This window comes from Paenibacillus sp. FSL M8-0212 (assembly GCF_038004645.1).
Taxonomy (GTDB): domain Bacteria; phylum Bacillota; class Bacilli; order Paenibacillales; family Paenibacillaceae; genus Paenibacillus.
Window position 1 is genome coordinate 3,490,999 of the sequence record NZ_JBBORP010000001.1, and the last position, 22,659, is coordinate 3,513,657.

The window sequence follows — 22,659 nt, forward strand, 5'->3', positions numbered from 1 at the left end:
TTCGCCTCCTTAGCTACCTGTACTTTGATATTTGGTCATGCCGAATTGCCAAAAACGCAGACTTGCAGCCAAGCTCAGTACGGCAACCGCCGCAACAGCAACAAGAATCCACGCTCCTCCTTCACCCCGTAGCAGGTAAAGTGACGGAATGTAGTTGACGAATCCCACGGGAATTACCGTCAGCAGAATACCAGACATCCATTTGGGATATAACGTTAGCGGATATTGGGCAGCCGTTCGTGCGGCATCCTCAGTGATCGTCTGTAATTCTTCAATACGTGTGGTCCAGAATCCGAGTGTGGCGGTAGCAAGTCCGATGGAAAAGAGAATGACTGCGCCCGTCAGGATAATGAGCAGGGAGAAGGGAATGGCAGTCCAGCCAATCTGTCCGCTGTGCATCATGCCTGCCAAAGACCAGCAGAGAATGAACCCGCCTTGCAGGACTTCTCCAGCCATAATGCGGAAGTTTTGCGGCAGCAGTGCCAGCAATACAGGCATGGGACGTGTTAGAAGTTGATCAAGCTCCCCATTAACCAGATATTTTTCCAGATGGTGAACTTCGTTTCCGAACGTTCGATACAGTGTTTTGGATAACGTCATGATGGCGAAGAGATAACCGATCTCATGGAGGGACCAGCCTTTAATGGCTCCGAATTTGTGCAGCACGAGAGCAACCATCAGAAACTCGGATATTTGAATTAAAGCGGCCAATACGGACGCCATGATGAAATTGAACTTATATTGCATCCGGCTGCGGATGCTTGTTCGAATGAGCATTTTATATAAATTGAACCAGGAAGTTCGCTTCATCCGCCCTGCACCTCCACTTTACGACGTAACACTTGGGTGATCGCAAGACAGATCAACGTCATAAAGACACACCAAAGCAAGGTTCCCCATAACAAGGAGCCATCTTCGAAACCAAGATAGATTCGGGTAGGTACATAGAGCAGGAAAGGGTAGGGTGATATCCAGGCAAGTTGTTCAAGCCAGTTCGGTAGCCATTCCAGCGGAATGAAAAAACCAGCCAGCAGATTCATCATCGCGTGATTGCCCCAGTGAAGCCAGGAGGACTCTGTGGTCCACATCGACGTGGCACCAATGATGTAGTTCATACAGATGGACAAGTATGCGGCGCCGGCAAGACCAAGTGCGGCATAGAATAGTGTTGAAACGTCTGAGGGGCAATGTAGGGAAAAGACAATGGAGAAGAGCAGGTAGATCGGGATACTTTTGTACACAAACTGGTAGGCAATCTGCCCCCATTCGCGTGCCATCAGGTGGGTGAACAGATGAACAGGCCTCATCAGGTCCAGTGCGATCTGCCCTGTCCTGACGGATAGGGGAATACCCAATCCATTCGTGAGAAAACCCGAGATCCAGAGAGAGGATTGCGTGAACGCAATGTAACTGATCATCCCTTGTGTCCCGTATTCACCGAGCGTATGGTCGGCCCCGATGCCGATCCAGAGGCAGGCATACATGTAACCAAACATGGCGCTTGCCAAGTTATGTACCATGTGTGCCCCGCGGTATTGCAGATTCCGGGAGTAGGCTTTGGAAGCCAGAGTGAAATAAAGCATGTGACACCTCCGATAAGTGGATTGAACGGCGTTTCCGTTCACTTCAGTCAAGGCGAAAAAGAGAGAAGGACAACAGCATACCAATTTATTCCTTCACAGGCAAGACATTTTTTTAGCTAATAATGGTATTAACAGGGGTGTTCATGATTGCGCCACAAGACAACGGTCTGTCCGTTCATTTATAATTGAGAGGTAGTATCGCAAACGTTTACAATGTGAAATATTCAAATTTTAAATAAACCGCCGGGCTTGTGCTTGACGATTGAGGATACAGAACGAACAATCCGGCAAGAGAGAAGGATGTCATGAAGAAAATTGCATGGGTCACCGATAGTACCAGTACACTGGATCCCGTTTTTGCGGAGCAAAATCATATCTACATCGTACCGCTGCGCATCTTATTTGGAGAGGAATGTTACCGGGAAACCGATGACATTACATCTGAAATGTTCTATGAGAAACTTGCGGAGGCTTCACGTGCGAGCAGTTCGCAGCCACCCATTGGCGAGTTCATTGAACTGTATGAGTCGCTCAAAGACAAGTACGATGAGATTATTACGATTCATTGCTCTACAGAGCTTAGCGGAACGCTGCATACGTCCATGCAGGCTGCAGAGATTGCAGGAGTGACGGTGACCGCAATTGATTCAAAGGCAGGTGCCTATCCTCACCGTGAGATGATTATGCAAGGACTGGAATGGCAGAAGCAGGGATGTTCAGCTGCCGAGATCAAAGTAAACATTGAACAGATGATTGATAACATGTCCTTTTACCTCATACCGGCCAGTCTTCAGCATCTTCATCGCAGTGGACGGGTGTCGGGCACACAGCTAATCATCAGTCAACTGCTCAAGATCCATCTGCTGCTCCGATTTGAAGAGGGCAAAGTGGTTGTGAATGAGAAGATTCGCACGTTCAAGCGGACGAAAGATCGCATGCTGGATATGCTCAAGCTTGATATGGAGAAAGTAAAGCATGTGTGCATTATGCATGCGAACAATCAGGAAGAAGCCGTCACGATCAAGAAGCAGATTGCCAATCTGCTCCCCAAATTAAAGACCGAAATCATGCCGTTTATCCCTGTGGTGAGTATTCATGCAGGTGCAGGAACCATTGGACTGTGCTGGATCCACAGTGAGAACGGATATAGAGAATAGAAGCACCAGCATTGATCTACAGACACTCATAGACCTGGCAGGAAGCACACTTTATCCCAAAGTGGTGATCCTGTCAGGTTTTTTCGTATGTCATTGCCAATTCAAACAAACTGTGAGGTAATAAAGAAAACTGTTCATGTTGGAGGGAAACATGTGTTAAGTCACCGCTTGTTGCTTGTTGAAGATGATCGTTCAATTAGTGAGATGGTCGGGCCATACTTGGAAAAAGAGGGCTACGACGTCACTTATGCATATGACGGCTTAGAGGCAGAACGTCAGTTCAGCCAGTCACAACCGGGGTATGATCTGGTTATTCTGGATCTGATGCTGCCCCGCAAAAGTGGGATGGATGTGCTGCAAACCATTCGGGCAGTCAGTCTGGTACCTGTGCTCATTCTGTCTGCGAAGGATGGGGAGGTGGACAAAGCATTAGGACTGGGCTTCGGTGCAGATGATTACTTGAGCAAACCTTTCTCGTTAATCGAATTGACTGCCCGCATTAAAGCTGCGATTCGCCGCGCCAATTATACTGCTCTGCCTGTGACTGAAGTGGCTAAAGATCAGCGTATTCGCATTGGCGGACTTCTGGTCGACATGGAGACGTACGAGGTGGAGCGTGAAGGTACACCCGTCAAGCTGACGTCCAAGGAATTTGGCATCCTGAAGTTATTGGTTACTCATCCTGGCAAAGTGTTCACCAAGGCTCAGATCTACGCTTCGGTCTGGAACGATCAGTATTATGGAGACGAAAATATCATTAACGTACATATGCGTCGTCTGCGTGAGAAACTGGAGGCAGATCCTTCGGCTCCCCAGTATATCAAGACACTCTGGGGCATCGGGTATAAGCTGGAGGCGGAGCAGGGATGACACTGATTTTTGCCATCACAACGGGTATTCTGGCCATTGCCTTCATTGTATTATGGTTGAAATTCCGGAAACGCAGTCAACACCTGTCCTATATTCATCACAAAATATCCGATATCCTGGATCAAGGCACCTTTGAGCGCTTGCTCGTATTCAACAGTGATGATCAAGTTAGCCAACTTCTGAAAGACATGAACCAGCTGCTGGACCATGCGCACCGTGCGACGGCCGGTTATGCGAACCAGGAGAAGGAGATGCGCAATATGCTCTCCAACATCTCGCATGATCTGAAAACGCCGCTTACGGTTGTGCTGGGTTATAGTGAGACCTTGCTGCACAGTCCATCATTGACCGATCAGGAACGAAAGATTATGACGGAGAAAATACAAGATAAGGCGCAGGAAGTGCTACGTCTGATTCATTCCTTTTTCGATCTGGCGAAGCTGGAATCTGGAGACACTGAGCTGGTGCTTAGTCGAGTTAATATAAGCGAATTATGCCGGTTGAAGATGATCTCCTTTTATGAAATGTTGACCAATCTCGGGTTGCATGTGCAGTTGGAGATACCTGACGGGGATATCTTCGTGCAAGCGAATGAAGAAGCAATGGACCGTGTGCTGGATAATCTCATTACCAATGGGATGAAGTATGGAGCAGAGGGTAAGGTGCTGGGGCTAACGCTCGAACATTCGAAAGGTGGACCTGTGACGCTACAAATCTGGGACCAAGGGAAGGGAATTCCTGAAAGTGAGCATAGTCGTGTGTTCGAACGTATGTATACGCTGGAGGATTCCCGCAATCGACTCTATCAGGGCAGTGGCCTTGGTCTGACGATCACGAAGCGGCTAGTTGAGCGGATGGGTGGAAGCATTCATTTACATAGTGTGCCACATCAACGGACTGTATTTTCGGTTACCTTAAAGGCCAGGTAGAGCCTGTTTTGGCATTTTCGGTCAAGCTTAAGGTTTTTGTAAGATTTGATTAATAAAAAAGCAGACTTTTCTCTTTACAATACAGATATAGGAACCCGGACAGGGGACGTAAAGGAGAACAAGACGATGACTTATATCGCACGAACGATAGATGTGACCAAAGTATATGAAGGGGTAGAGGTTGTATCTAACGTCAATATGAGTATTAAGCAAGGTGAGATCTATGGATTTCTCGGTCCGAATGGTGCAGGCAAAACAACCATCATGAAGATGCTGACCAATCTGGTTAAACCAACAACAGGAGAAATTGAACTGTTTGGGGAGAAGCTTACACCTACATCCTATGAAGTGTTGAAACGAATGGGCAGCATTATTGAATATCCTTTTTTCTATGATAGGCTGTCTGCTCGCGAGAATCTGGAGCTTCACTGTGAATACATGGGGTTTCACAACAAAAAGATCATCGACAACACGATGGAAACGGTAGGGCTGAAGGATACGGGCAAGAAACCGGTCAAGGACTTCTCTCTGGGTATGAAACAGAGGCTGGGATTGGCTCGTGCACTCATAACCACACCCGAACTGCTCATTTTGGATGAACCGATCAACGGATTGGACCCTGTAGGGATCCGGGAGATGCGAGATTTGTTCAAGCGCCTTAGCAATGAGTATCGCATTACCCTGTTGGTCTCTAGTCACATTCTTGGCGAGATAGAGCAAATTGCTGACACGGTTGGTGTCATTCGCGGCGGTCGCTTGGTGGAGGAAGTATCGATGGAGAGCATTCGTGGAAGTCAAAATGAGTACATCGAGTTACAGGCGGTAGATATCCGCAAAGCGACTTATGTCATTGAACACCAGCTTGGTTTGAGTAATTATAAACTGGTCGATGACCAAACGTTACGCATCTATGATCCGGGAATCATTCCATCGGAACTGAACACCAAGCTGATTCAACACGGCATTGAGATCGAATCGATATCCAAACGGGCTCATTCCCTGGAAGAACACTTCATGAAGTTGGTAAAAGGGGATGAAGACGTTGCTTAAACTAATCAGACTTGAGATGCGGAAGCACCGCTTTGCACGTAATTTTGCAGGTGCAGGTATTGCCAACATAGCCATTCTTCTTTTCCTGATTATGATTGGATTCATGGATGTGGGAGCAGAAGATTATGCCTATGCCGATTACCAGACCGCCTTTATAATTATCGATACATTTGTGAGAGCGACCTTCATCATATTTGCAGGAGCTTTATTATCCAAGCTGGTGATCAGTGAGTATCGAAATAAAACCATGAACGTCATGTTCACCTATCCCATCCAGCGTCATAAAATCATCGCGGCCAAATTGATTATCGTGTTTGGTTTTACATTTGTGATGATTATGGTTACCGATCTGTTGATGGGTTCACTGCTGTTGATTGTTAATCAATTCTACTCCTTCATTCCTGAATCACTGAGCAATCGGGATATGTTGGGACTTCTGGTGAAGTACAGTATCAGTTCTTTATCGGCTGCGTGTATGGCACTCATTCCCCTATTCTTCGGTATGCGTAAGCATTCTGTTACAGCGACAATGGTCTCGTCCATTTTGCTAGTTTCGATTGTCTGCTCCGGATTCAACGGGTCGGAAGTTTCCATTCATTCGCTTATTATTATCCCTCTGACCCTTGGAGCAATAGGGATATGGATTGCTTCGATGTCCATGGTTCGTCTGGAGACAAAAGATGTGAACTGAATCATTCGGAAAACCATGCTCTGTATGGCTTCAGATGCCATTGACATCCGCTCGTACAAGGGATAGGATAATGTCAACTGAGACACGAAGGAGAATGCAACTACCATGACGATTCCAAAAACATTAACAATAGCTGGTTCGGACACGAGCGGCGGTGCAGGTATTCAAGCTGATTTGAAAACTTTTCAGGAGCTGGGTGTGTATGGCATGACCGTACTGACTACGGTTGTGGCAATGGAACCCGAAACATGGGATCACCAGGTCTTTCCTGTTGAATTAAATGTAGTTGAAGCACAGCTTCGCACTGTTCTGGACGGCATCGGTTTTGATGCCATGAAGACAGGTATGCTCGGTTCTGTAGATATTATTGAACTGGTAGCAAAACATATTCGCCGCAGCGGTCTGCCACAGATCGTTATCGATCCGGTAATGGTCTGCAAAGGTACAGACGAAGTACTGCAACCGGAAAATACGGAAGCGATGATCGAATTCCTGTTGCCAGGTGCTGATCTGGTTACACCTAATCTGTTCGAAGCATCCCAACTGGCGAAGAGTGGACCGATTCGCTCCAAGGAACAGATGGAAGCAGCGGCAGCAGCAATTCATGCCCATGGCTCGAAACATGTCCTGATCAAAGACAGAGGTGTCATTAGCCCGGGTAAAGCAATGGATCTACTCTATGATGGAACCAACTACGAATGGTTTGAAGCCGATGTTGTCGGCTCCGGATATACGCATGGTGCGGGCTGCACAACGTCTGCGGCAATTACCGCAGGATTGGCTCGTGGTCTTTCAGTGAAAGAGGCTGTTCGTGAAGGTAAAGCCTTCGTGACCAAAGCGATTGCCGGCGGATTCCCGCTGAACCGTTTTGTTGGCCCGACACTGCATGTGGCACACCGTCTGGAGCAACAACGTTAAGTGTTGCCAGGGAGCGCGCAGTAGCGTATCAATTCTGGATAACACACTTCGATTTCATTCAAGTAGCTGTCAATGAGCTGGAGCTTGCTCGTTGACGGCTTCTTTTTTGTGCGAATTTTTATAAAAATTAGTAACTTTTGGCTTATATTAATCGTATATATCATGGGAGTATTCCAAAACATGTATGGACACATGGACGACACATGGAATAGGTATGTTATCATCAGAAATCTAAAAAGGAGAGTCGGCCATGATCAGAACAGTGCTTCTGGTGGAAGATGAAAGCCGCATTCGTGAGATTGTGGCCGATTATTTCATAAAAGAACAATGGAACGTCATAGAAGCAGAACATGGAGTACAGGCACTGGAACTGTTGGCTCTGCATGAGGTGGATCTGGTTATTCTGGATGTTTTGATGCCTGAAATGGATGGGTGGACGTTATGTGGGCATATTCGATCCCAATCCACCGTACCTATTATCATGCTGACTGCACGGTCCGAGGATGACGATAAAATTCATGGATTTCAGCTGGGCGTAGACGATTACGTTACCAAGCCGTTTAGCCCACGTGTGCTGGTTGCACGTGCAGAGACATTAATGAAGCGTGTTGAAGGTGCATTTGGACGAGAGCAGGGTGTGATTCGCTTCGGACAGGTAACCCTTGATCCATGGGCCAGACGCCTGGAGAAGGACGGAATTGAAGTGGAACTTGCACCAAAGGAATATGATCTGTTGCTTTATTTGGTACGCAATGCAGGCATTGTGTTGTCCCGAGATGCCATTTTGAATCGGATCTGGGGATTTGATTTTGAAGGGGACTCACGTGTTGTAGATACCCACATCAAGAAGCTGCGCAGCAAATTGGGTGATGAAGCCAAGTGTATCCGGACGGTGATTGGCACCGGATATCGTTTCGAGGCAGAAGCATGAGAAGAAATGGCGTAACGATGAAGCTTTTCCTGGTCATGGCAGGATGTCTGGTTCTTCTATATGGGACGACGGTTTTTGCCCAGTTGGTCTGGTTTCCCGACTTCTATCAGCATCAAAAGGTCAGCAGTATGAAGAAAAAGCTGTCCAAGTTTGAACAGCAATACTCCAATGGGCATTGGAGTGATTTACAGCTAGCCAAGGAGACCGGGAAGTTCATGCGTCAGAATCAATCACATCTGGTCATTTTGACGAATACCGGAAGATTGGTTAATGACCCTTTCCACATTACGTTGCTTCAAGAGGATGGGAGTCACGTGAAGGTGTCCTTGTCCTTGTTTATCAATAGTGAGAATGCTGGCTGGATTACATCCCATCTGAAATATGGGCAAGAACTGACGGTGCGAGGTCCGGCCAGCGGGAACATGGTCTATCCATTCAAAATCCAGGATGCCACTTCTGCCGCATGGGGAACTGAAAGCTTTCAGGAATCAATTGAACCGGTAAAGGAATGGTCAGGTGTATTGACCGAGGTCGTTCTTCCCAATCTGGCAACGTGGAGTCAGAGGCAGGGACTGCTGGTGCAAGCACTGGATAGCCGGTTCCCTTTGTCCACCGAAGACCAACTGGCCTTGGCGAATGGCAAAATGCTCAATGAAGAATGGATGGATAGCTGGAGCGGTGTTCGCAATGTCATCACCATTGCTCCAGTGCATCGTTCCGGCCCCGAGCAGCAACTGATCTTCTCGCTTACCTCTCTACAGGAGATGAGGGAAGCGAATGAGGCAACACGTTTGTTCTATGCGTATTTTGGCATTGGGGCATTTATATTGATTCTGTTACTGGCGTTACTCCTGTCCCGAATTGTAACGAAGCCGCTCTTGGCCTTGAACCATGTCGCGAAGAAAATGTCTACGCTGGATTTCACGGTGAAATCACCCATCCGGCGTAATGATGAAATCGGCAGTCTGTCTAACAGCCTCAATGCCTTATCAGGAACCTTGGGTCAGACGCTGGAAGAGCTGAGGCAGGCCAACACGCAGATGCGTACAGATATGGAAATGAAGCAGGAGATTGAACAGCGTCAGCGCAAGTTTTTTGCCGATGCATCACATGAACTTAAGACTCCAATCAGCATTATTAAGGGATATTCTGAAGGGCTGAAGGATGGCGTGAGTGAGACCAAACGGGAGCGTTACATTGAGATCATTGCCGATGAGGCGATCAAAATGGAAACGATGGTTGAAGAGATGCTGGATCTGGTGCGACTGGAATCCTCAGCGGTTCAATTGAATACGGATGCGGTTGCACTGGCTGACATGATTGAAGATATCGCCGGCCGTCTGGGTCCGCAACTGAAGGACAAAGGATTGGATGTGGTGCTTGTATCCACAACAGAACAGACGGTTGAGGGTGACCGAAGCAAGCTGGAGCAAGTTATTTTTAATATCATGATGAATGCTATACGTCATGCGATACCACATACCGATATAACTATTGAGATCAGCAGACGTGAAGGTTTTGTCCATATTTCCATTGAAAACAAGGGCGAGCAGATTGCTGAAGCTGAGCGGCAGTATATATGGGAGAGGTTCTATCGGGTAGAGCGCTCACGTAATCGCAAAATGGGGGGGACCGGGCTCGGTCTGGCCATTGCGAAGCAGATTCTTGATCTGCATGGGTGCAGTTATGGAGTAGAGAATACACCGGATGGAGTCCGTTTTTATATTATTTTTCCTAAAGCCTAGTACGAAAGGGAGTCAACTCTTATGAAGTCTTTACCATCGATTTTAACCTTGGGGAATCTGAGTTCAGGCATGCTGGCAGTCATTATGGCTATTCATGGTGAATTTGCCCTGGCTGTGATGATGATATGGGTAGCGATGTTCTTTGATCTGTTTGACGGATTTGCGGCTCGTAAATTGCATTGTGAGGGTGAGTTCGGCAAGTCCCTGGACTCGCTTGCGGATGTAGTTTCATTCGGAACAGCACCCGTGCTGATTCTGTACCTGAATTCCATGCTTGAAGTGAGTGTGCTGGGGATGGCACTGACTGCATTGTTTCCGATTTGCGGTGCATTGCGTCTGGCCCGTTATAACTGTCAGAAGACAGCAAGCAGTGGTTTTGTCGGGATGCCGATTACATTTGCTGGCGGTCTGATGTCCTTTTTCGCGCTCTGGAGTCCTTATTTCACACATGGTGTAGCCTATCTTGTCATTATTGTATTATCCGGTCTCATGGTGAGCCAAATCCGATTCCCGTCTCTAAAACAAGTGCTAGCCTCACATGAGAAGGATATTGTGGAACCGAAATAAGGAGCGAGTCAGTATGGAATTTGCAAAAGAATTTATTGGTCAATATGGTTATTTCGCAATATACGGACTACTGGCTCTTGGCGTTATTGGCATGCCAATTCCGGATGAGGTGATGATGACCTTTGTCGGTTATCTCGCCTCCATCTCGGTATTGAATTACTCTGTATCCATCGCCGTCAGTTTCGGGGGGGCATTTACCGGAGGGCTGCTTAGCTACATGATTGGCAAGAAAGCGGGCAGGCCGCTGGTTGAAAAATACGGCAAGTGGGTCGGCGTTAATGCCAAACGATTCAGCAGGGTGGAGTCGTGGTTCCTCAAATATGGGTATTGGTCCATCATCCTGGGTTACTTCATTCCAGGTATTCGTCATCTCATGTGCTGTTTCTCCGGGATTAGCCGCATGGCGATTGGCAGGTACGTAGTTGTATCCAGCATCGGTGCATTCGTCTGGTGTGTTGTCTTTATCTCAATTGGCTTTTATGTTGGTGTGTTAACTTAAAATGGGACAGCCTGTTGTAACAACAGGCAAGGATGGAAGACCTCTTGAGTGTAAGGTGGTCTTTTTTTGTTTTTCTATATATGGTTGGAGACCTCATTCTGAGTAATTTAATCGACTAAAAGTAACTTCCCCTTGGAACTGTAGGCTAGCCCATAAGCTATTCCAAGTCCATTCAAGCTCAGAGCTAATTCTAAGTGTAAATTTCCATGTAACTCTCCATGTAACTCGTTATTGACCCAAGTATCTGATACTCCAGTATCTAAAGTGGATCGCAATTAGGTTTAAAAGTAGTAGCTCCAAAAGTTAAAGTAGTAACTCCAAAAGTTTCGATGTCATTTCCAAAATTCTAACGAACCCAGGTGAGCTTATTATCGAGATAACAGGCATGTTGGAATTCTAACGAATCTAAGCAATCTTATTTCACGAAAAGGCCCGAAAAAGTGCCCAGATTTATTCCATATCATCACAATAAGGTGTCCTGAGTTCGTTAAAAAATGGATATGTACCATATCGGCGAAATAGAGTGTCTCATGTTCGTAAGATATACGTTCGATATCGTTGAGCGCCACTAGCGACATGTAATACGTGTTGATCAATCAGGCTGTGAAGAACTCTTCGAGCATGCTGATCCGTGATTCGCAGGTGCGTTGCTAGTTCCGAGGGGGCGAATGGACGGATGATGCGTCTGGCATAACGTACAGTCTCGGCTTCAAGCCAATTTAAGGATGTCGGAACGTCCGTAGCAATGAATTTTCCCATAAAAGAGAGCACAAGCTGTTGGCACCGTTTCGGTTCGTCTTTAATGGAGAGATAAGCGATCGGCAGAAAAATCCAATCTTCAAGCGTTAGCAGACAATGCCGCCAGCATAAATCTTTAAAACGCCGTACATCCAGATCACGGGCATGTGGGCCGTATCCCTGAATCTCAATACCTCCTTTAACGCCGTTACCTGGCAGATAAGCCAGATCCAGATACCGATAGCCGTTATGAAAGTCTCGAACTTCCCATTCGGGTTGCAAATGGTTAAAGTTTTTCATCACCGGAAACCAGACTGAACGCAAAAATTCCAATGTGCCATGTTCAAGTCCATTTTCTAGTCTGGAAAGCACTCTGGGGTTTGTTTCCTTCTCCAAAAGGGAGCGTATCCAAACTTCATAAGCCTCATCAAAATCAATGCTCATCGTCTTACATCTCCTCTAAAAATAAAATAGAACTAACGCGAACGGGGCTTCAGGTCGTCATGTAAAAATACAAAAAGCCGCTCTGACCATCTCCAACCTTCATGTCGAAGGGGAAGAATAGATCAAAGCGGCGTGTGCTTCACGACCGATATATTGCATTTCTAAATCAAGTATAGCTTTAAATATGGAATGATTTCAATACCTTTCAACTAGACCATATCTCAAGCCTTGGCAAAAGCCCAAACGAGACTGCGCGTATTCCGAGCTGGCAAGTGTTACACTTTTAACGTGTAATAACGCGTTCTTAATGCGCGAGTAAGCGATATAGACGCTGAAAAGTAGATTATTCTCCCTTTCAAGGCGGTTTACATTTAATTAAGTTCCTCGTACTGCGGGTATGCGTCGTCCCTCACTCATACTTGTAAAAAGCGTCGAGCGAGCGGAGGCAATAAGAGCTAAGGAATCTGAGACATCTTATTCAGGGATTTGAAGCACTGGCAAAAATGTAAGGAACCTGAGAAACGTTATATCGAAATGTACAGCCATTTTCAGCGTTTTTGCTATGGATATTAGGGAAATAAGGTGTCTGATGTTTCTTACAATTAAAAAAGAGAGCCAGAGAACCAAATAAGACGTCCTGGGTTCCTTAGAAAAAATGAAGGGTTTATTCTTAAGGCGCAGCCGGCCTACATTTCAGGAATTTTACGCCCGTTGATGCTTCAAGACCGTGTTAGTATGTGTGACGACTGGGTACCTTGGGTGTGCCAAATGCGAAATGCGAAAAGTGCAGCACATCATCAAGACACAGCTTACCTGAGATGCAAGACAATCCTAATAATTCTAGGGACACAACTGAAGTCTAGTGTTCAGAGTGCCACACTGGAATCTTTATTGTTAAGTTTTGAACGGAGACATACCCTCACCCGTTCAAATGTGATTCCTCAATTCCTCTTTCAACCCGCTGTTCACCCTTTTTGCGTGCAAAGGTGATTTTGAGAAGTGGCGGAGTAACAAGTGTAGTCACAATAACCATGATTACAACGCTGGTAAAGTACTCCGAATCTAGCAATCCGGAAGCAAGTCCCGTTGAAGCGATAATCAGGGCAACCTCTCCTCTTGAGATCATGCCTGCCCCAATAGCCAGCGAAGAGGAACGGTCGAACCCGGTCAGCCGGGCACCAGCTCCACCACCGATAAGTTTGGTAACAATAGCGATGATACTGATAACAACAATAAACCAAATTTGTGAACCCACACCATTAAACGTGACATTTAAGCCGATACTAACAAAGAATACCGGGACAAAAATTCCGTAAGCAATCGGCTCAATTTTGGTTTCAACCTCATGTTTGAAGGTGGTTTGAGAGATGGCAATCCCTGCTGCAAAAGCACCGATAATGCCAGCAACACCCATCCACTCAGCAAAGTACGAGAATCCAAAACAGATAATGAGTCCGGTTGTAATCACAGTTTCGGTGACCCGAAGCGGGGCCATCCATTTCATGATTCGCGGTACAAGCCACCAGCTTGCTGCAAAGATGATGACGAAGAATAGAAGTTTCTTGCTAATCAACCATCCAATAGAGACATCCCCCGCACCAGTGCCGAGCAAGCTCATCATAACGGCGAGCAGAACTACCACGAGTACATCATCGACAACGGCTGCACCCAGGATTGTAGTGCCCTCACGTGAACTCAGCTGATTCATGTCCTTCAATGTCTGAACTGAGATACTGACTGACGTTGCACAGAACAACAACCCGAAGAAAAGCGCGTGTGTCTGCGACATACCAAATGCTATGGCCGAACCGTATCCCCCGACAAAAGGTAAAATAACACCACCGACGGCCACAGCAAAGGCCGCCTTCCAGTTTTTCTTCAACTGCTCCAGATCCGTTTCCAATCCGGCGATGAACATTAACAGCAATACCCCGATCTCAGCCATATAATGTACGAAATCACTTTGCTGAACCCAACCGAGAATTGCAGGCCCGAGGATGACACCCACAATCAGCTTCCCCAGAACCGATGGTTGACCCAATCTTACGGAAAGATCACCAGCAAGTTTGGTAAAGATTAAAATAAGTGCAAGAACCAAAATAAATTCCATAGATGTTCTTCCCTCCAGTAATAGCGTCTATAGGTTAACCAACCCAAGGGCGATCCATCCTCTGCTTCAATCAGACAAAAAGGCACAGAACGGCATTTAGAAAAGTGCCGTTCTGTGCCTGAAAAAGACAAAGAGGGGCCCTTGGTGACAGGCTCCTCCAGTTTCAACGCATATGTGATTAATTGCATTAATTATACCACAAATGTGGACTCGGGTAAATGGCAGCCGGTTTGGATTTGATTGAAAACGACCATAAAGGGGCATTTTATAGGGGAGTGCAGCGGTTTTTGTTCAGAGTGTTGTCACTTAACAGCCCGGAATTGCCGAGATATAATGATATAGAACATAGAAGTTAGGATATGAGGAGGATTTTGCATTGGGCAAAAATAACAAAGGGGAACCGAACATCCAGTCCCCGACGAGTAATAAAAATTTCGCAGGCATCATTATCACGATTTCCATTCTCGCTAATGTCATTATTTTATTATTGTTCTTCGCACCGTCGATTGGTTACAAAGGTGATGTAACCTTTGATATTACGGTGTTGCCGCGGTTTAATGCCGTGTTTAACAGCTTTACCTTCATTTTCCTGCTTGCAGCGCTTATTGCTATCATCAAGCGGAATGTGAAGCTGCACAAACGATTTATTCTTGCTGCATTCTCAACGACACTGTTATTCCTCGTGACCTATCTGACGTTTCATTACCTCTCACCAGAAACGTCCAAATACGGCGGCGAGGGCATCATTCGTTCGATCTATTTCTTCATTCTGATTACCCATAGTATACTGGCAGCTCTGATTGTTCCATTGGCGCTGTTCACACTTGTATGGGGTTGGACGAATCAATTGAAGAAACACCGCAAAATTGCACGTTGGACGATGCCAATCTGGTTATATGTCAGCTCTACAGGTGTTGTAGTATATCTCATGATGGCACCATATTATTAATGTGATGAACGTTTCACTGTGCTAATTAGTTTGAGTTGCGGGTAATGTTTCCATGGAAGGAGGGTTCGCATTTATGTACAGAGTTGTTTTGATTCGCCATGGACAGAGTATGTGGAATGTAGAGAACCGTTTTACCGGATGGACAGATGTGGATCTGACGACGGATGGTTACGCAGAAGCTCGTAAAGCAGGGAAGATCATGAAGGAACAGGGATTTGATTTTGATTACGCCTATGCATCCGTGCTGAAACGTTCTATCCGGACACTCGATATTGCGCTGGATGAAATGGACCTCATGTGGATTCCCATTACGAAGACTTGGAAGCTGAATGAACGCCATTATGGTGCGCTTCAAGGACTGAATAAACAGCAGACTGCTCTGAAGTATGGGGAAGACCAAGTAAAGGAATGGAGACGATCCGTTAACGTATCTCCCCCGGCACTGGACCAAACCGATGACCGATATGTGCAGGATCTGGACAAGTACAAGCGGCTCGGATGCACCATCCCTTTTACGGAGAACCTGATGGATACCTCAAAGCGTGTACTGGAGTACTGGAATGCGGAGATCAAACCGATGGTGTCTGCTGGCAAAAGAGTGCTGATCTCTGCGCATGGGAACACGCTCCGTTCACTCGTCATGCATCTGGACCAGTTGTCCGAAGCAGACGTGATGGCGCTCAATATCCCGACAGGCATTCCGCTTGTCTACGAATTGGATGAAGATCTGCATCCCATCGGACACTTTTATCTGACCGCGGATGGTTCGACCTACAAACATGAAGAAATGACCCATGTGGCAACACCGTCCGATTAAGCGGACGTGAACGTATGTCTTGATTGTATGAAAGCTTGTTTGATTTATCTCGTTCGGTTGATGTTTCAACAGGACGGTTGCAAGATGACCGCTGAATTTTAATTCGGAGGTCATCTTTTTTTCTGCGATCAAGCCTGCACTTCGTTTCGTTTTGCTCCCACAGGGTAATTGTCAAACAAGACACGATGTACATTTATCCTGAAGGAGGAGAAGCACATGTCTAAAAGAAGAGGAATACTCATGACGGCTATCGGCGCAGGTGTGACTTATCTGATGAGGAACAAACAAGCAAGAGATAAACTGTTTAGCACTGTCTCGGGTATGATGAAAAGCTCCAATTCGTCCAATGGAACAAGTAAAACCAGACCACGCGTGGAAGTGAAATAGATTTCGATAGTTCACCTAACGATTGAATTAAATGATGATTATGAGAAACCTGGAGATGAAGTCGTTCCAGGTTTTTTTGTGCAATCAAAAGCAATCCCTTGCTTTTGTGTGTAATGCGATTTTTGCCAGCAAGAATGATACAATGGATACTTGCAGAACGTATGGAGGGAGATGCACATATGAAGAAAAATCGTCTGGGTACATCCGAACTGATGGTGTCTGAGATTGGGCTGGGATGTATGTCACTTGGAACTGAAATGGAGCCAGCTATAGGCCTGATTCATGAGGCTTTGGAACATGGCGTCAATCTGCTGGATACAGCCGATCTGTATGACGAAGGGCGTAATGAAGAGATTGTAGGACAAGCTATTAAGGGACGTCGTGACCAAGTCGTTGTGGCGACCAAAGTAGGTAATCGTCGTATTGCAGGCAAGGAGGGCTGGTCTTGGGACCCCTCCAAAGCCTACATTAAGCAGGCTGTACATGAAAGTCTGAAGCGGTTGCAGACCGATTACATCGATCTGTATCAGCTGCATGGCGGGACCTTGGACGACCCCATCGAAGAGACGATCGAAGCGTTTGAGGAATTGAAGAAGGAAGGACTTATCCGATATTACGGTATTTCCTCCATTCGCCCCAATGTGATTCGGGAGTATGTAAAGAGGGCATCCATCGTCAGTGTGATGAACCAGTACAGCATTGCTGACCGCAGAGCGGAAGAAGAGGTGCTACCTTTATTGGAACAAAAGGGGATCAGCATAATCGCCCGTGGGCCCGTAGCTAGCGGTGTGCTTGCCGATTCCGGATCTGCCAAGGCAGACAAAGGTTATCTGGACTACACGCCAGAGCAACTATATACCATCCGGCAAGGGCTAAGTCGTCTTGTTACAGACCAACGCAGTATGGCTCAGACGGCTATTCGCTACGCGTTATCCCATCCTGCCGTAGCAGCTGTTGTCCCTGGTGCCAGTTCAAGAGAACAGTTGCTGCACAATATTGCAGCTTCGAATTCGCCTGTACTCACCGCTGCTGAAATTCAGGAAATACGAGAACTCAGTCCCGCTAATCTGTACAAGCAGCATCGTTAACTCCATTAAGCCTATTTTCAATTGTAACTATACGAGGTACAATGAAGATCAGCCAAAAAAGGAACATATAAGGGAGAGAAGACATATGGAAAGAATTCAAAGTGAACAGCAATATTTGGATACAATCAACTCTGATGGTTTTACCGTCATTAAATTTGATACAACCTGGTGTCCGGATTGCAAAAACCTGGATCGTTTTATCGGGGATGTTATCGACCAACATACGGACAAAACCTTCTATGCCCTGGATGCAGAAAAGTTCCAGCCGTTTGCCGAAGAGAATGGAGTACGCGGCATTCCAAGCCTGCTCGTGTTCCAGAACGGCAAGAAAATCGCACATCTGCATAGCAAATGGGCTAAAACACCTGCTCAAATCTCCGAGTACCTGGAGACGCTTGAATCCAAAGTTTAAGCGTACGAAGGCTCAGCAGTTTGCTTAATTAACTTAGCTAAGGAGGCCTCTTCTTGTCTTGCGACAGGAAGGGGTTTTTCTGCTTCATTCCATCACGCATGATGTGCATTAATATATGCATTCGAATAACTGAAGTTGAGAAACAACGCTTGTTTAGAATTTGTTCAGTGCTCCCATGTATACTGTGAGAACAAACTGAATATTTGGAGTGAACAAGATCCGTATGAAGAATGAAATTTTTGAAGAAATGCACCAATTAAGTCACAATGATGACCGAAGATACCGATTGTTGATGATCGGGGTGAAGCAATTGCTGCAGGAACAAAAGGAGAATAGATATAATCTGCGTGAGAGATTAAAATATCGTAAGAAACACCGGAGTATTCAAGTGAAAGAGTGGTAATAAGCCAGACCGCTTTCTAGAAGTGAACATGAATATGGTTGTCCATGATACATAGTAAACCTAGTCGGCATCACCAATGATCCAACCCACTAAAGAAGGAAGTAATGAAGAATCAGACTTCTTCTAATTACGGATTTTCCTGTCTCTGGAGCAGAAAAAGAATCATAAACCAACAGAATCATGAAGTAACGGAAGTATAGCAAAAAATATAAAATATGGCGGCCTCACTTCCCAAGGGAACGTGAGGCCGCCATTGATTTTGCCTGTCTAATTACTTGAATTGTAATGATTACATCAAAATAATAAAGAACACGGCTGCCAAGACAAAGCGATATACAGCAAAGACGGTCAGGCTCAATTTTTTCAAAATGGACAGGAACGTCTTGATCGCCAGCATGGCGACGATGAACGCAGCGATGAATCCAATCGCAAAGATTGGGAAATCACTGCCGTTCAGGTGATCGATACTTTTGTACAGGTCATATCCCGTAGCACCAATCATAATCGGCACAGACACGAGGAATGTGAACTCCGCAGCGGCTACACGGCTCACCCCTGCAAAGAGACCGCCTGAGATCGTTGACCCGGAACGAGAGAAGCCTGGCCACAATGCCAAGATCTGAAATATACCCACTGCGAATGCCTGTTTGTAGGAAATATCATCGACATCATGGGTAGTAATCCGCCCACTCTTCCGACTCCAGCGTTCGGCTACGATCATCAATATACCACCTATAACGAGGCTGTACAGCACTGTTTCCGGACCAAACAAATGTGCTTTGATCCAGTCACGGAATACAAGTCCGATGACTACGGCAGGAACCATCGCCAGGAAGATATGTCCCAGATTGAGGCGGCGGGAGTAAGGTCTGCTCCCTCCGGTGAAGCGGAACATATCAATGAATTTGTTCCAGTACAGTACAACAACAGCAAGTACAGCTCCGAGTTGAACAACCACCTCAAACGTTTTGACTGACTCGTTGTCCTCCGATAACCCCAGCAAGTGGGCAGTCAGAATCATGTGTCCAGTGGAGGACACGGGCAAAAACTCAGTCAAACCCTCGATGATGCCCATAATAATGGATGATATAATGTCCAATTCTCTTCCTCCTTGAAATGCAGGTGACAGCACAGGCTGTCCTGCTTGACCATGCCTGTTCATTTGAACAAGGCTATCACCTATTATGATCACAAATGCACTCAACTTCAACTTATGCTTGTAACCATTTGTTTAAAACTATATTGACAAAAACCTAGTTATCCCATAGGATATAAATTAACTGACTGACTGATCAATCGGGAGGGTTACATGAATGACCAAAATTAACGGTTTGGAACCCGGTGAAGAACGCCGGGACCAAATAATACGCATAGCGATGGAGCGTTTTGCAACCCAGGGTTACCATCAGACGAAAATTTCCGATATCGTCCGCGAGGCTGGTGTGGCGCAAGGGACATTCTACTGGCACTTCAAGAGTAAAGAAGCTATTGCTTCAGAGATAGTCTTAACGGGCAAGGAGAAGTTGCTTGAGTCGATCGGACAAGGGTACCGCAAGGATGCCGGATCGATAGAAGATATGGTGAAAGCATCGGAAAGGCTGTTCACTGACTTGTTCTCATTTGCTGCGCAGAATCGTTATTTTATGGAGCTGTTGCTAAAAGGTATCGTGACGGAAGAATCCGTACAACGCCTGGTTGAGGAGACACGTAATGCTGTCGAGACAGCGTTCCGTCACAATATGGAACGTGCCATCGAACTCGGCATGTTGCCTAAGGGCATGGATGTACCGCTTCGAGCAGCGCTGTTGGTAAGCATGATTGAAGGCATGATATCGCGCTGGTTGTTCGGCTCCGATGAGTTGCACAGCAAGTTCTCAGCCATGACAGCTTCTTCGCTGGCTGCTGAGGCAGCAAGCTTTGAGTTTTACGGACTGCTAGGCACATAAGATTCACATGATTAAACAAGTAGCAGGGAATAATGGGTACAACTGCGGTTTAGTCTCAATAAAGTAACCAAATGTACATCCAGATTAATACACGAATGAGAGGAAGTTAACGTAATGAACAAAACATATGGATCGAAAACTCGTAAAGGCTGGTCTCTGACAGCGATTCTGCTGATGACCGTGCTGGTACTTAGTGCTTGTGGAAGTAAAGCAACAGACAATGGAAGCACGAATGGTGCACAGGCGAGTAATGAACTGGAGCAGATCAAGTCTGCTGGCGTGATCAAAGTAGGCATGATGGGCACATACGCACCATACAACTTCCTGAACGATAAGAAAGAAATGGACGGCTATGATGCTGATATCGCACGTGAAGTTGCGAAGCGTCTTGGGGTTGAAGTTGAATTTGTATCCCAGGAGTTCTCCGGTCTGACACCGAGTCTGCAAGCCAAAAAGCTGGACGCAATCATCAGCCAGATGACGATCACCGATGATCGTAAGAAAGTACTCGATTTCAGTGATCCGTATATTACGAACCAAGTTAAAATCATTGTAAAAGAAGACAATAACGATATTACCAAGCTGGAAGATTTCAAAGGTAAAACGATTGGCGTAGGTCTGGGTACAAATGATGAATCATATCTGCGTAATGAAGTGTTGCCAAAAGTGGGAGACTTCACGATCAAAACTTATGACGATGTCATCTCTTCACTGAAAGACCTGAATGCTGGACGGATTGACGCCACAATCAACAACATGTACGCATTGAAACCGATTGTTGATGCCAATGGATTAAAGATCAAAGCTGTAGGCGAAGCAATTAAGAGTGACCAGGCAGGTATTGCTGTTCGCAAAGATAATCCGGAGCTCGTAGCAGCACTGAATGAAGCGCTCAAAGGCATGAAAGATGATGGCACGTACAATACCATTTTCAAAAAATGGTTTGGTGAAGAGCCTGCGCAATAATGAACCTGCAAGGCGAAGGGAAGATTTGACCCATGGAACTGGTATTTGAGAATATCCCCTTCTTTCTGAAGGGGGCTTACTATACGCTGTATGTAACTGTGATCTCCATGTTTTTTGCATTCATCATCGGGGTGCTTGTTGCGATTGCTCGTCTAAAGGGACCGATGTGGCTTAGGTTGATCGCAAGGTTTTATGTATCCATCATGCGGGGAACCCCGCTGCTGGTGCAATTATTCGTTATTTATTACGGATTGGTCGATTATGGAGTGACCTTGGGATCACTCACGGCTGCATGTCTGGGACTGAGTCTGAATGCAGGTGCATTTCTGTCGGAGACGTTCCGTGGAGCCATTCAGGCTGTACCAAAAGGGCAGACAGAAGCTGCATATGCAACGGGAATGACCCCGGCTCAGGCGATGAGACGCATTATCTTCCCGCAGGCTGTGCGGATTGCCATCCCGCCGATGGGGAACACCTTTATTGGCATGTTGAAGGAAACATCACTTGTGGCGGCGATCGGTGTTACCGAGTTATTACGGTCAGCGCAACTGCTGGTATCACAATATGCATTGAATATGCCGTTTTATCTGGCCATCGGTGTGATCTACTGGATTATGAGTATCGGCTTCTCGGCCATTCTGGAACAAGTGGAGCGCCGGTTGGCCCGGGCTTACTGATGGGAGGAGAGAACCGATGATTACCACAACTGGACTTACCAAACGTTTTCAGAAAAATGAAGTACTTACGAACATTGATCTTCATGTCGATGCCAAAGATATTGTTGTATTGCTCGGACCGAGTGGCTCCGGCAAGAGTACCTTACTGCGCTGCCTGAATGGACTGGAAGAGTTGTCTGGAGGACAGATTGAAGTGAACGGTGTTGTGGTTAACAGCGCAGATCCGTTGCGAGTCCAGCGTGCCCGGGTACTGGAGATTCGTCGCCAGACCGGCATGGTCTTCCAACAGTTCAATCTGTATCCGCACAAGACAGTGCTGGGCAATGTGATGGAAGGTCTCGTGACGGTGAAAAAAATCAAGCGTGACGAAGCGGCTGAACGCGGCCGGATTCTTCTGGATCGGGTCGGCTTGTCGGACAAGCAGGATGCGTATCCATCCCGATTATCCGGTGGACAACAGCAGCGAGTCGCCATTGCACGTGCACTTGCAATGGAGCCGGAAGTGATGTTGTTTGATGAGCCGACTTCTGCTCTTGATCCTGAGTTGGTCGGAGAGGTGCTTTCCGTCATGAAGGAGCTGGCAGAGGAAGGCATGACCATGCTGGTCGTGACGCATGAATTGAAGTTTGCCCGTAATGTGGCGAACAAAATTGTCTTTATGGCGGATGGATCGATCGTGGAAGAAGCGAGTCCACAAGCCTTCTTTGAACAACCGAAGCAAGAGCGCACTCGTCGTTTCTTGCAACAAATTACTGAATTTTGATAAAGATAACAGCAATCGG

At 46.4% G+C, this 22,659-nt stretch carries 25 protein-coding genes; 20 read left to right on the forward strand and 5 right to left on the reverse strand.

Features of this window, described 5'->3' with window-relative positions; translation table 11 throughout:
- Positions 1-9: 9 nt before the first annotated feature.
- Positions 10-810, reverse strand: a complete 801-nt coding sequence (locus tag MKX68_RS15380) for an ABC transporter permease (RefSeq protein WP_105601914.1) — start codon at positions 808-810, stop codon at positions 10-12.
- Positions 807-1,583 carry an ABC transporter permease gene (locus MKX68_RS15385; RefSeq protein WP_340912730.1) on the reverse strand — a complete coding sequence of 259 codons (777 nt, stop codon included), beginning with the start codon at positions 1,581-1,583 and terminating at the stop codon, positions 807-809. Before MKX68_RS15385 ends, MKX68_RS15380 begins: the two co-directional genes overlap by 4 nt.
- A gap of 305 nt (positions 1,584-1,888) precedes the next feature.
- Between MKX68_RS15385 and MKX68_RS15390 the strand changes: the two genes are divergently transcribed.
- From MKX68_RS15390 to MKX68_RS15435, 10 genes are all read left to right on the forward strand, one after another.
- Positions 1,889-2,740, forward strand: coding sequence for a DegV family protein (locus tag MKX68_RS15390; protein WP_340912731.1), 852 nt, complete (start codon positions 1,889-1,891; stop codon positions 2,738-2,740).
- 153 nt (positions 2,741-2,893) lie between these two features.
- Positions 2,894-3,610 (forward strand): response regulator transcription factor, encoded by a 717-nt coding sequence (locus MKX68_RS15395; protein WP_340912733.1) that lies wholly within the window; start codon positions 2,894-2,896, stop codon positions 3,608-3,610.
- Complete coding sequence (locus MKX68_RS15400) at positions 3,607-4,539, forward strand: sensor histidine kinase (RefSeq protein ID WP_340912735.1); 933 nt, start codon at positions 3,607-3,609, stop codon at positions 4,537-4,539. Before MKX68_RS15395 ends, MKX68_RS15400 begins: the two co-directional genes overlap by 4 nt.
- Before the next feature lie 126 nt (positions 4,540-4,665).
- Complete coding sequence (locus MKX68_RS15405) at positions 4,666-5,589, forward strand: ABC transporter ATP-binding protein (RefSeq protein ID WP_076253550.1); 924 nt, start codon at positions 4,666-4,668, stop codon at positions 5,587-5,589.
- On the forward strand, positions 5,582-6,280 hold the full coding sequence (locus MKX68_RS15410) for an ABC transporter permease (protein ID WP_339788817.1): 699 nt from the start codon (positions 5,582-5,584) through the stop codon (positions 6,278-6,280). The genes MKX68_RS15405 and MKX68_RS15410 overlap by 8 nt, the downstream gene beginning before the upstream one ends.
- 105 nt (positions 6,281-6,385) lie before the next feature.
- Entirely contained in the window at positions 6,386-7,198 is an 813-nt protein-coding gene (thiD, locus tag MKX68_RS15415; RefSeq protein WP_017692191.1) for a bifunctional hydroxymethylpyrimidine kinase/phosphomethylpyrimidine kinase, read from the forward strand.
- A gap of 250 nt (positions 7,199-7,448) precedes the next feature.
- Positions 7,449-8,129, forward strand: a complete 681-nt coding sequence (locus tag MKX68_RS15420) for a response regulator transcription factor (RefSeq protein WP_036606855.1) — start codon at positions 7,449-7,451, stop codon at positions 8,127-8,129.
- The gene (locus MKX68_RS15425; RefSeq protein WP_340912738.1) at positions 8,126-9,874 is read left to right on the forward strand and encodes a sensor histidine kinase; all 1,749 of its coding nucleotides are present in this window, start codon (positions 8,126-8,128) and stop codon (positions 9,872-9,874) included. Before MKX68_RS15420 ends, MKX68_RS15425 begins: the two co-directional genes overlap by 4 nt.
- A gap of 21 nt (positions 9,875-9,895) precedes the next feature.
- Positions 9,896-10,441 (forward strand): CDP-diacylglycerol--serine O-phosphatidyltransferase, encoded by a 546-nt coding sequence (gene pssA / locus MKX68_RS15430; protein WP_339788822.1) that lies wholly within the window; start codon positions 9,896-9,898, stop codon positions 10,439-10,441.
- Between the two features lie 13 nt (positions 10,442-10,454).
- On the forward strand, positions 10,455-10,940 hold the full coding sequence (locus MKX68_RS15435; protein ID WP_211084435.1) for a DedA family protein: 486 nt from the start codon (positions 10,455-10,457) through the stop codon (positions 10,938-10,940).
- Positions 10,941-11,468: 528 nt separating this feature from the next.
- On the opposite strand, the gene MKX68_RS15440 is transcribed toward MKX68_RS15435, so the two are convergent.
- On the reverse strand, positions 11,469-12,122 hold the full coding sequence (locus tag MKX68_RS15440) for a transcriptional regulator (protein WP_340912742.1): 654 nt from the start codon (positions 12,120-12,122) through the stop codon (positions 11,469-11,471).
- 919 nt (positions 12,123-13,041) lie between these two features.
- Positions 13,042-14,232, reverse strand: coding sequence for a cation:proton antiporter (locus MKX68_RS15445; protein WP_340912744.1), 1,191 nt, complete (start codon positions 14,230-14,232; stop codon positions 13,042-13,044).
- Positions 14,233-14,608: 376 nt separating this feature from the next.
- Here MKX68_RS15445 and MKX68_RS15450 point away from each other — a divergent pair, with 376 nt between their 5' ends.
- The 6 genes from MKX68_RS15450 to MKX68_RS15475 all read left to right on the forward strand — a co-directional run bounded on the left by MKX68_RS15450 (position 14,609) and on the right by MKX68_RS15475 (position 18,288).
- Positions 14,609-15,181 (forward strand): DUF420 domain-containing protein, encoded by a 573-nt coding sequence (locus MKX68_RS15450; protein ID WP_074096493.1) that lies wholly within the window; start codon positions 14,609-14,611, stop codon positions 15,179-15,181.
- 73 nt (positions 15,182-15,254) lie between these two features.
- Positions 15,255-15,998, forward strand: coding sequence for a 2,3-diphosphoglycerate-dependent phosphoglycerate mutase (gpmA, locus tag MKX68_RS15455; RefSeq protein ID WP_074096492.1), 744 nt, complete (start codon positions 15,255-15,257; stop codon positions 15,996-15,998).
- A 216-nt stretch (positions 15,999-16,214) separates the two neighbouring features.
- On the forward strand, positions 16,215-16,385 hold the full coding sequence (locus tag MKX68_RS15460; RefSeq protein ID WP_165980418.1) for a hypothetical protein: 171 nt from the start codon (positions 16,215-16,217) through the stop codon (positions 16,383-16,385).
- A gap of 179 nt (positions 16,386-16,564) precedes the next feature.
- Positions 16,565-17,473, forward strand: coding sequence for an aldo/keto reductase (locus tag MKX68_RS15465; RefSeq protein ID WP_340912748.1), 909 nt, complete (start codon positions 16,565-16,567; stop codon positions 17,471-17,473).
- An 85-nt stretch (positions 17,474-17,558) separates the two neighbouring features.
- Entirely contained in the window at positions 17,559-17,885 is a 327-nt protein-coding gene (locus MKX68_RS15470) for a thioredoxin family protein (RefSeq protein ID WP_017692202.1), read from the forward strand.
- A 223-nt stretch (positions 17,886-18,108) separates the two neighbouring features.
- Entirely contained in the window at positions 18,109-18,288 is a 180-nt protein-coding gene (locus tag MKX68_RS15475) for a hypothetical protein (protein ID WP_133387174.1), read from the forward strand.
- Between the two features lie 289 nt (positions 18,289-18,577).
- Here the strand turns inward: MKX68_RS15475 and bacA are convergent, their stop codons facing one another.
- Positions 18,578-19,387 (reverse strand): undecaprenyl-diphosphate phosphatase, encoded by an 810-nt coding sequence (bacA, locus tag MKX68_RS15480; RefSeq protein WP_017692204.1) that lies wholly within the window; start codon positions 19,385-19,387, stop codon positions 18,578-18,580.
- 214 nt (positions 19,388-19,601) lie between these two features.
- Here bacA and MKX68_RS15485 point away from each other — a divergent pair, with 214 nt between their 5' ends.
- The 4 genes from MKX68_RS15485 (at position 19,602) to MKX68_RS15500 (ending at position 22,640) form a co-directional block, all read left to right on the forward strand.
- On the forward strand, positions 19,602-20,234 hold the full coding sequence (locus MKX68_RS15485) for a TetR/AcrR family transcriptional regulator (protein WP_338588573.1): 633 nt from the start codon (positions 19,602-19,604) through the stop codon (positions 20,232-20,234).
- Between the two features lie 114 nt (positions 20,235-20,348).
- On the forward strand, positions 20,349-21,200 hold the full coding sequence (locus tag MKX68_RS15490; protein ID WP_338588572.1) for a substrate-binding periplasmic protein: 852 nt from the start codon (positions 20,349-20,351) through the stop codon (positions 21,198-21,200).
- Positions 21,201-21,232: 32 nt separating this feature from the next.
- The gene (locus MKX68_RS15495) at positions 21,233-21,877 is read left to right on the forward strand and encodes an amino acid ABC transporter permease (RefSeq protein ID WP_017692207.1); all 645 of its coding nucleotides are present in this window, start codon (positions 21,233-21,235) and stop codon (positions 21,875-21,877) included.
- Between the two features lie 16 nt (positions 21,878-21,893).
- Positions 21,894-22,640 carry an amino acid ABC transporter ATP-binding protein gene (locus tag MKX68_RS15500; protein WP_340399495.1) on the forward strand — a complete coding sequence of 249 codons (747 nt, stop codon included), beginning with the start codon at positions 21,894-21,896 and terminating at the stop codon, positions 22,638-22,640.
- Positions 22,641-22,659: the final 19 nt, after the last annotated feature.

What these genes read in the sequence shown, in the direction of transcription:
- MKX68_RS15380 (WP_105601914.1), bottom strand. Translation starts at nt 810, where the DNA reads ATGAAGCGAACTTCCTGGTTCAATTTATATAAAATGCTCATTCGAACA.
- MKX68_RS15385 (WP_340912730.1), bottom strand. Translation starts at nt 1,583, where the DNA reads ATGCTTTATTTCACTCTGGCTTCCAAAGCCTACTCCCGGAATCTGCAA.
- MKX68_RS15390 (WP_340912731.1), top strand. Translation starts at nt 1,889, where the DNA reads ATGAAGAAAATTGCATGGGTCACCGATAGTACCAGTACACTGGATCCC.
- MKX68_RS15400 (WP_340912735.1), top strand. Translation starts at nt 3,607, where the DNA reads ATGACACTGATTTTTGCCATCACAACGGGTATTCTGGCCATTGCCTTC.
- MKX68_RS15405 (WP_076253550.1), top strand. Translation starts at nt 4,666, where the DNA reads ATGACTTATATCGCACGAACGATAGATGTGACCAAAGTATATGAAGGG.
- thiD (WP_017692191.1), top strand. Translation starts at nt 6,386, where the DNA reads ATGACGATTCCAAAAACATTAACAATAGCTGGTTCGGACACGAGCGGC.
- MKX68_RS15420 (WP_036606855.1), top strand. Translation starts at nt 7,449, where the DNA reads ATGATCAGAACAGTGCTTCTGGTGGAAGATGAAAGCCGCATTCGTGAG.
- MKX68_RS15425 (WP_340912738.1), top strand. Translation starts at nt 8,126, where the DNA reads ATGAGAAGAAATGGCGTAACGATGAAGCTTTTCCTGGTCATGGCAGGA.
- pssA (WP_339788822.1), top strand. Translation starts at nt 9,896, where the DNA reads ATGAAGTCTTTACCATCGATTTTAACCTTGGGGAATCTGAGTTCAGGC.
- MKX68_RS15435 (WP_211084435.1), top strand. Translation starts at nt 10,455, where the DNA reads ATGGAATTTGCAAAAGAATTTATTGGTCAATATGGTTATTTCGCAATA.
- MKX68_RS15440 (WP_340912742.1), bottom strand. Translation starts at nt 12,122, where the DNA reads ATGAGCATTGATTTTGATGAGGCTTATGAAGTTTGGATACGCTCCCTT.
- MKX68_RS15445 (WP_340912744.1), bottom strand. Translation starts at nt 14,232, where the DNA reads ATGGAATTTATTTTGGTTCTTGCACTTATTTTAATCTTTACCAAACTT.
- gpmA (WP_074096492.1), top strand. Translation starts at nt 15,255, where the DNA reads ATGTACAGAGTTGTTTTGATTCGCCATGGACAGAGTATGTGGAATGTA.
- MKX68_RS15460 (WP_165980418.1), top strand. Translation starts at nt 16,215, where the DNA reads ATGTCTAAAAGAAGAGGAATACTCATGACGGCTATCGGCGCAGGTGTG.
- MKX68_RS15465 (WP_340912748.1), top strand. Translation starts at nt 16,565, where the DNA reads ATGAAGAAAAATCGTCTGGGTACATCCGAACTGATGGTGTCTGAGATT.
- MKX68_RS15470 (WP_017692202.1), top strand. Translation starts at nt 17,559, where the DNA reads ATGGAAAGAATTCAAAGTGAACAGCAATATTTGGATACAATCAACTCT.
- MKX68_RS15475 (WP_133387174.1), top strand. Translation starts at nt 18,109, where the DNA reads ATGAAGAATGAAATTTTTGAAGAAATGCACCAATTAAGTCACAATGAT.
- MKX68_RS15485 (WP_338588573.1), top strand. Translation starts at nt 19,602, where the DNA reads ATGACCAAAATTAACGGTTTGGAACCCGGTGAAGAACGCCGGGACCAA.
- MKX68_RS15490 (WP_338588572.1), top strand. Translation starts at nt 20,349, where the DNA reads ATGAACAAAACATATGGATCGAAAACTCGTAAAGGCTGGTCTCTGACA.
- MKX68_RS15495 (WP_017692207.1), top strand. Translation starts at nt 21,233, where the DNA reads ATGGAACTGGTATTTGAGAATATCCCCTTCTTTCTGAAGGGGGCTTAC.
- MKX68_RS15500 (WP_340399495.1), top strand. Translation starts at nt 21,894, where the DNA reads ATGATTACCACAACTGGACTTACCAAACGTTTTCAGAAAAATGAAGTA.